Source organism: Fulvivirga lutimaris, from assembly GCF_009711525.1.
Taxonomy (GTDB): Bacteria; Bacteroidota; Bacteroidia; order Cytophagales; family Cyclobacteriaceae; genus Fulvivirga; species Fulvivirga lutimaris.
Genome location: NZ_SMLV01000229.1, coordinates 1 through 6,842 on the forward strand (window position 1 = coordinate 1; position 6,842 = coordinate 6,842).

General features: G+C 38.3%; 7 protein-coding genes. All 7 read right to left on the minus strand.

Annotation, left to right across the window (positions count from 1 at the left end; all coding sequences use genetic code 11):
* The coding region (locus E1140_RS02635) for a hypothetical protein (protein WP_155178751.1) at positions 1-1,248 on the minus strand (1,248 nt) is incomplete at its 3' end.
* Between the two features lie 24 nt (positions 1,249-1,272).
* Entirely contained in the window at positions 1,273-1,839 is a 567-nt protein-coding gene (locus E1140_RS02640) for a YceI family protein (RefSeq protein ID WP_155178753.1), read from the minus strand.
* 175 nt (positions 1,840-2,014) lie between these two features.
* The gene (locus tag E1140_RS02645; protein WP_155178755.1) at positions 2,015-3,292 is read right to left on the minus strand and encodes an acetyl-CoA hydrolase/transferase family protein; all 1,278 of its coding nucleotides are present in this window, start codon (positions 3,290-3,292) and stop codon (positions 2,015-2,017) included.
* A gap of 39 nt (positions 3,293-3,331) precedes the next feature.
* Positions 3,332-4,036, minus strand: coding sequence for a sulfite exporter TauE/SafE family protein (locus tag E1140_RS02650; protein ID WP_155178757.1), 705 nt, complete (start codon positions 4,034-4,036; stop codon positions 3,332-3,334).
* A 1-nt stretch (position 4,037) separates the two neighbouring features.
* Positions 4,038-4,463: a FixH family protein gene (locus E1140_RS02655; RefSeq protein ID WP_155178759.1), complete on the minus strand. Its 426-nt coding sequence runs from the start codon at positions 4,461-4,463 to the stop codon at positions 4,038-4,040.
* 25 nt (positions 4,464-4,488) lie between these two features.
* A complete protein-coding gene (ccoG, locus tag E1140_RS02660) occupies positions 4,489-5,907 on the minus strand; it encodes a cytochrome c oxidase accessory protein CcoG (protein ID WP_246202695.1) in 1,419 nt (472 codons plus the stop codon).
* Positions 5,908-5,933: 26 nt separating this feature from the next.
* The coding region (locus E1140_RS02665) for a cbb3-type cytochrome c oxidase N-terminal domain-containing protein (protein WP_155178765.1) at positions 5,934-6,842 on the minus strand (909 nt) is incomplete at its 5' end.

Consider the following 6,842-nt stretch of genomic DNA (forward strand, 5'->3'; position numbering starts at 1 on the left):
AGCTTCTATATTTACTCCTTCAAAGTAAGCTCCTTCGTATTTACTACCGATCCAACCGTCTCCGTCATATTTCTGATTTACATACTCAAGCTTCATCATAACATTTTTAGTGATGAACCAACCACCGCCTAAGTTTATTCTGCTTATTTCCTGGTCAGGGGCGCCATCTACACGTGCTCCTTTTACAGTATTAAATCTACCACCAACATATAACTGATCTGTGCTACCAAATCTGTAAAGTAACTCACCAGCTAATTGAGTGTAGGCTCCGTCATTACCATCAGCACTACCAGAAGCAACCTCATAGATTCCGAAGAACTCTACCCCTCCTAGTTGTACGAATGGGTTAATTTGAATAGCTGTAAGCTCTGTAAATCTTGCGTTTAATCGGCCCTCGAAGTCACTACCTCCATCAACCTGGTCATGCAAAACGCTGTAGTATCTAGATCCACCTCTGTCACCACCATATAACCAAGTACCTGTGGTAGTTCCTTTATTGATGTACCAAGATCCTGTTAATCTAACGCGAGTATCGTCATTTACTTGTTTATCAACACCTAGCTTACCAAAGAAAGACATTTTGTTATCACTATTATCATTGATTACAACATTCTGGTTGAGCTTACCATTAGTAACACCAACAACAGCAAGAAGTCCATTATTTTGCAAAGTTAGTTCACCAAACGCCTCTGTAGAGAATGCATCCATGATGTAGTTACCTACAAATGGGTTGTAAATTGCTCGAGCATTATCCGTTCTTCTAAAGTGAGCATCACCATAGTTGAATTCGTCAAGACCAATTCTAATAGTTGCTATTTTCATAAAACCTTCTAAAAAACCAGGTTTAACAAAATCAAGTTTATCCATTTGAATGTGTCCACCTTTCACCCAGGCTTCTTCATGGTGTCTTGCAGACAGATAGGTTCTTAGGTGCATTTTAATACCATCTTCTAGCTGGACGTCCACATTCAAATTAGCAGTAGGCAAGTTGAAGTTATCACCAAGTTTTACAAGATTGCCCAAGTCATTGCCTTGAGTTATGGCTTGAAATTGCATGGCAAAATCACCGCCAAGTCGTGCTTTTAATCTTTCAAAGGCCACGGTATCCTCTTTTGATGTCTCAAATATATTTAGACCATCCTGACCATTAAGTCGATCGAACTGTAACGTTCTATTTTGCTGTGCAAAACCTAATCCGGCAATGCTTACAAGTACAGTAATTAGCAAAATTTTGATTGAAGTTTTCATTGTTCTAGTTTTTAATTGTTTTGATTACTTATTGTATTTCACATTAAATTGAATGGTGATTTCATCACCCGTTTTAACTGTTCCTAATAAGGCTGTAGGTGGATCCACTTTAAAATCAGTCATCTTAAAATCTACTTTTCCAGAAAAACTGATTGTATTACCTACTGGCTTAGAAGTCACGGTCATTTCAATATTTTTAGTCACCCCAGCTATAGTGAGATTTCCAGAGGTTTTTAGGCTATAGTCTTGTCCATTTTTCTCTATAGACTTCACCTCTTTTAGTTCATAATAAATGTTTGGATGCTTACTGCTTTTAAGAGCTTCATAAGTATTTTTATCCATTGCACCATGATCACTTTTTAGTGCTTTTACTGGCACACTAAACTTTAAAGTCTCAATGCTTATTTGATCATTTTCTAAACTGATCACTGCATCACCAGACATCTCTTCAGCTACCTCTTCCCAATCATGTAGAGTAGAAGTACCTAGCACTTCCAGCTTTGACTCTTTGCTTGAAAGGGAATACTTTTGGGCTACTATTCTTGGTGCTATGGCACTCATAATGAATATTATTAATACTAGCTTTTTCATTGCTTTTTCCTTTTTTGTTACACAATATTAGGGGTCAATCAAGAAGTAATTAATGACCGTAATCAGTATAATACATGACTTTTATTACTGGTTTTAAAAAAAATGCTGAAGTGTTTTTTTATAAAAAAAGGGCTTAATTATTTTAAGCCCTTTTGAAATTACGATTGTAAAATATCTATCTATGAAAATGCTCAAAAGCCTCTCTTTCCAAATTTTCCCTATGATCAGGGTGAGCGATAGAAGTTAATAATTGAGCACGCTGCTTCAGGTTTTTACCGTACAAATCAACCACACCATATTCGGTGGCTATGTAATGAACGTGAGCTCTTGTGGTGGTAACTCCTGCTCCTTCTTTTAAAAATGGAACTATTTTAGACATGCCGTTTTTGGTAACTGAAGGCATGGCTATTATGGCCTTTCCTCCTTCTGATAAAGAAGCACCTCTGATAAAGTCCATCTGACCACCAACACCTGAAAACTGGTACCTACCAATAGTATCTGCACAAACCTGACCAGTTAAATCAATTTCTATGGCACTATTGATAGCCGTTACTTTCGGATTCTTCCTTATTAATGCAGTGTCATTAGTATAGGCGGCCTCCTTAAAATCAATACCTGGATTATCATCAAGAAAATCATAGAGTTTTTGGGATCCAACAGCAAAACAACTTACAATTTTTCCAGGTTTCACTTTTTTGTGCTCCCCTGTGATTATTCCTGCTTCCACTAAAGGTAGAATGCCATCAGAAAACATTTCTGTATGAATACCGAGGCCTCTTCTATCTGTAAGATTTGCCAAAACAACATTAGGTATGCCTCCAATACCCATTTGCAACGTAGCACCATCTTCTACCAGGGATGCCACATGCTTACCAATACTTCTTTCTATGTCACTGGGTTCTTTTATTGCAGACTGGTGAATGGGCAAGTCAACTTCAATTGCAAAATTTATTTTACTAATATGAATTATACCATCTCCATGTGTTCTGGGCACATGAGGGTTAATTTGTGCTATCACTATTTTGGCTGTTTCAATAGCTGGAATAGTAACGTCAATAGAAGTTCCTAATGAACAAAACCCGTGTTTATCCGGAGGTGACACCTGAATCATAGCCACATCAAGCGGCAAAATGTTTCTTCTAAAAAGCCAATGGATTTCACTTAAGAATATAGGAATATAGTTCCCATTCCCATTGTTAACAGCATTTCTTACGTTAGCGCCAACAAAGCAGCTATTAATATTAAATGCATTAGAACATGGCAATTGAGCATACTTAGCCTCCCCTTCTGTATGCATGTGCATAATTTCCACATCCGACAGCTCATTGTGCCTGTCACACATGGCATCAATTAGCACTGTTGGTGTCATTGCGGCACCTTGTAAGTAAACTCTATTACCTGATTTTATATGCGCCACTGCTTCAGCAGCATTCACTATTTTTAAACTATCCATGATCAAAATGATCTATATTTTATATTTAAACTCAATTTTCTATGGCTTAGCACAACTGGCAAAACCGTAATCAGGTCCTATTTTCGAAAGCATGGGACTAACATAAGGAATATCAAGTGCGAGCCCTCTCATTATCAATAGCACACCAATCAATACAGATAACGCTGGCACAACATAATTAAGCCTCAATCTGCCTGTCTTACCAAAAAACTTAACACTAAAACCAACCATTAACATCAGCGGCCACGTACCAATGCCAAAACCTAACATGAGCATAGCCGCTGAGGACATATTTGCTGTTGATAATGACGTGGCCAGCGCCAGGTAAACAACTCCACATGGCAAAAGGCCATTTAGCATGCCAATAAAAAGATATGGTAGCATCTTCCCTTCTTTAGTAGCTTTTGTTAGCTGATGCTTCAGTTTATTAAGTGGTGTAAATGTGCTGGCTAAATATGAATACTTCCTTTGAACAACCGGGAACAACACTACAATTAACACAAATACTCCAGCCACAACTGAAATCCAACGCTGCAAACCAAACAACTCAAACCCATCTCCAACAAGTGCGAGCAAAACTCCTAATGTTATATATGTTAATACCCTACCCAGATTATATAAAACCACACTCGATTTCAGTGAAGTACTATTATGAATGTACGCAGCTATTGGCCCGCACATAGCAACACAATGAAAGCTTCCGAAGAAACCTATTGACGCTCCTAATATTAGTGTTGCCCACATATCAGATCACAATATTCTTCTCTGTAAAATAAGACTTGCCTGCCTTCGCCCAACTTAACTTAACCTTCCAGAGCCCTGAAATCATATTAGACGCATCTACAGTCTTTGGCTCTCCCTCTAAAGACAGGCCGACTTTAATATCTTTAGAAGAATCTGAAGGTCTGTAGAAGTGTAATTCTCCTTCTAAAAACTCTTTAGAAGTAATTACGAAATGCCTTTTAGCATGATCATATTTAATTTGAGGAGCATTATCACCAAGACTCTTGGTATTCTGGAGTTTATTCATTTGCTCCGTATAGGCAATCTCCTGCTTATAATAATCAGGCGCAACCAGGCTCACATCTTGCCGCATACTTATTACTACCATAGAAATGATAATAGCCGCAAACACTACAAAAGTTATTACTATTTTATGTCCCCAGTTCATATTGATATTTTTAAATAAATCATTTTTAATTACTTATTGAAACCGGTCCCAGAAATTTAGTGTCAATTTCATCAACTAGTTCCTCTCCATCATAAACCCCAACAGTCACATTTGTCTTGGCAGATTTTATACTCTCCGCTGGAATTTTAATAAAATAAACACCTTCGGCCAGGCTATTAGCTTCAATTTTAAGATCACCACCACCAACCTTAGATATTTCTGCTTCATTTAGTCCCAACACTCTTAGGCTCACTTCAGTAGGTTCAAAGGTTTTATTGATAAACTGTACATTATACAAGTTAGTGATTTGTCCATCATCCGTTTTTTGATATAGCTGCCCTGGTACTTTTAAAATAGTAACATCAATCTCTGATCTTGTGGCCAGAGCAGTAATCAGCACCGATACTAGTAATAATAAAACCACAGAATAGGCCTTTACCCTATTATTAAAAAGTCCCTTTACTCCTTCCTTAATAGAATCATAAGAAGCATAGCGTATCAGACCCTTTGGCTTATTAATCTTAGCCATCACTTCATCACAAGCATCAATACAGGCCGTGCAGTTTACACATTCCAGTTGGGTACCATTTCTTATATCAATACCTGTAGGGCAAACATGAACACAAAGTTTACAATCAATGCAGTCTCCTTTGGGTTGTGCAACAGTATTCTTTTTGATCTTACCTCTTGGTTCGCCTCTTAGCCAGTCATACATTACAGCTATGGATTTTTTATCTAATAAAACTCCCTGCAAGCGACCATAAGGACAAATAGCTATACATGCCTGTTCTCTCAAATAGGAAAATACACCGTAAAATATGAATGTAAAAAAGGTGAGTCCAATAAATCCTGAGAGGTGTGCTGAAGGTGGCTGGCTAACAATATTTATTACCTCTTTATACCCAATAAGATAAGCCATAACCGTGTGGGCTATAACTATAGAAATGAGCATGAAAATAATGTGCTTAAGCCCTTTACGCCATACCTTGTCAAAGTCCCAATCGCGCTGATTAAGCTTTCTTTGCTGATTTGCATCACCCTCAAGCCAGTATTCAACCTTTCTGAAAACCATTTCCATAAACAGCGTTTGGGGACAAGCCCATCCACACCAAAGTCTACCAAAAACTACGGTAAAGAGAATAACGAAAACGAAGAAGGTAATGAGCAGCAACGCCAACAGAAAGAAGTCTTGTGGCCAAAATGCCTGTCCAAAAATGACAAACTTTCTTTCGAATATATTGAGCAGCAAAAGCGGCCTGCCACTTATAGTTATAAAAGGCCCTGCGAAAAGCATCAGCAATAAAAGCGCTGACACCATCTTTCTGAGGTTATGGAAATACCCTTTAGGTTTTTTGGGATAAACCCATACCCTCTTACCTTCCTCATCTACTGTTGCAATTCCATCTCTGAACTGCTCATCATACTCATATAAATTCTCTTCCATCATCTCCTCCTTCTTACTAGCTCAAGTTAATTAACTTGTGATAGCTGTAATGAATCAGCAGGTTGCTCTTCCTCTTCAGCACCGTCAACATCTGGAGTATACAACTCCCCTTGTGGTGCCTTGGCATTTGGAGGGTTAGTTCCTCTTAAGGTCATAATGTAGGACGCTACGTTTTGCATTTGTGTTGGTGATAAAACAGGCTCCCATGAAATCATCCCTTTTTCAGGAACACCTTTTTTTATGGTAATGAATACTTCACTTATACTACCACCATGTAACCAGTAGTCATCTGTCAAATTAGGCCCTATACCTCCTTCACCTTGTTCTTTATGGCACTGAGCGCAGCTATTTAAAAATACCTGCTTACCTTTTGCTAAATCTGCAGGATCAGTCGCCAACTCAACATTTGATTCATCAATATTTGCAACAGGAGCATTAGCAGCACGCTTTAGAGCCGCTTCGTTGGCCAGTGCCACTTCAGTTTCATACTCTGCTGTTTGCAAAGGCATGTTCCCTATTACATGATATGAAACCATATAAACTATAGCAAATACTATTGATAAGTAGAATGTCCACTTCCACCACGGCGGCAAATGGTTATCCAGCTCTCGAATGCCATCATAATTATGATCTAGCATAATAGTGTCTTCCTCTTCAATAGGAACAACATCATTAGCCTTGTCTACAAATTTTGACCACCAGCTTTCTTCTTCAACAATTGGTTCTCCAGCCAATTCCGCCTTCTTAGCGGCTTCCTCTTTTACAATAAACCTTAGTAATCGCAGGATAACTACTGAAACGTATAAGACAAGTATTGCTGTAAAGACAACAAATCCTGCTAAAATGTAAAGCGTAGTTGCCGCACTTAATCCTGAATCTGCGGAAGCTTGTGCACTAGCAGTTGAGCTACCTAAAATCAAGAATGAAAACGCTAA

Coding starts and splice junctions, on each gene's coding strand:
- E1140_RS02640 (WP_155178753.1), bottom strand. CDS start 1,839: ATGAAAAAGCTAGTATTAATAATATTCATTATGAGTGCCATAGCACCA.
- E1140_RS02645 (WP_155178755.1), bottom strand. CDS start 3,292: ATGGATAGTTTAAAAATAGTGAATGCTGCTGAAGCAGTGGCGCATATA.
- E1140_RS02650 (WP_155178757.1), bottom strand. CDS start 4,036: ATGTGGGCAACACTAATATTAGGAGCGTCAATAGGTTTCTTCGGAAGC.
- E1140_RS02655 (WP_155178759.1), bottom strand. CDS start 4,463: ATGAACTGGGGACATAAAATAGTAATAACTTTTGTAGTGTTTGCGGCT.
- ccoG (WP_246202695.1), bottom strand. CDS start 5,907: ATGGAAGAGAATTTATATGAGTATGATGAGCAGTTCAGAGATGGAATT.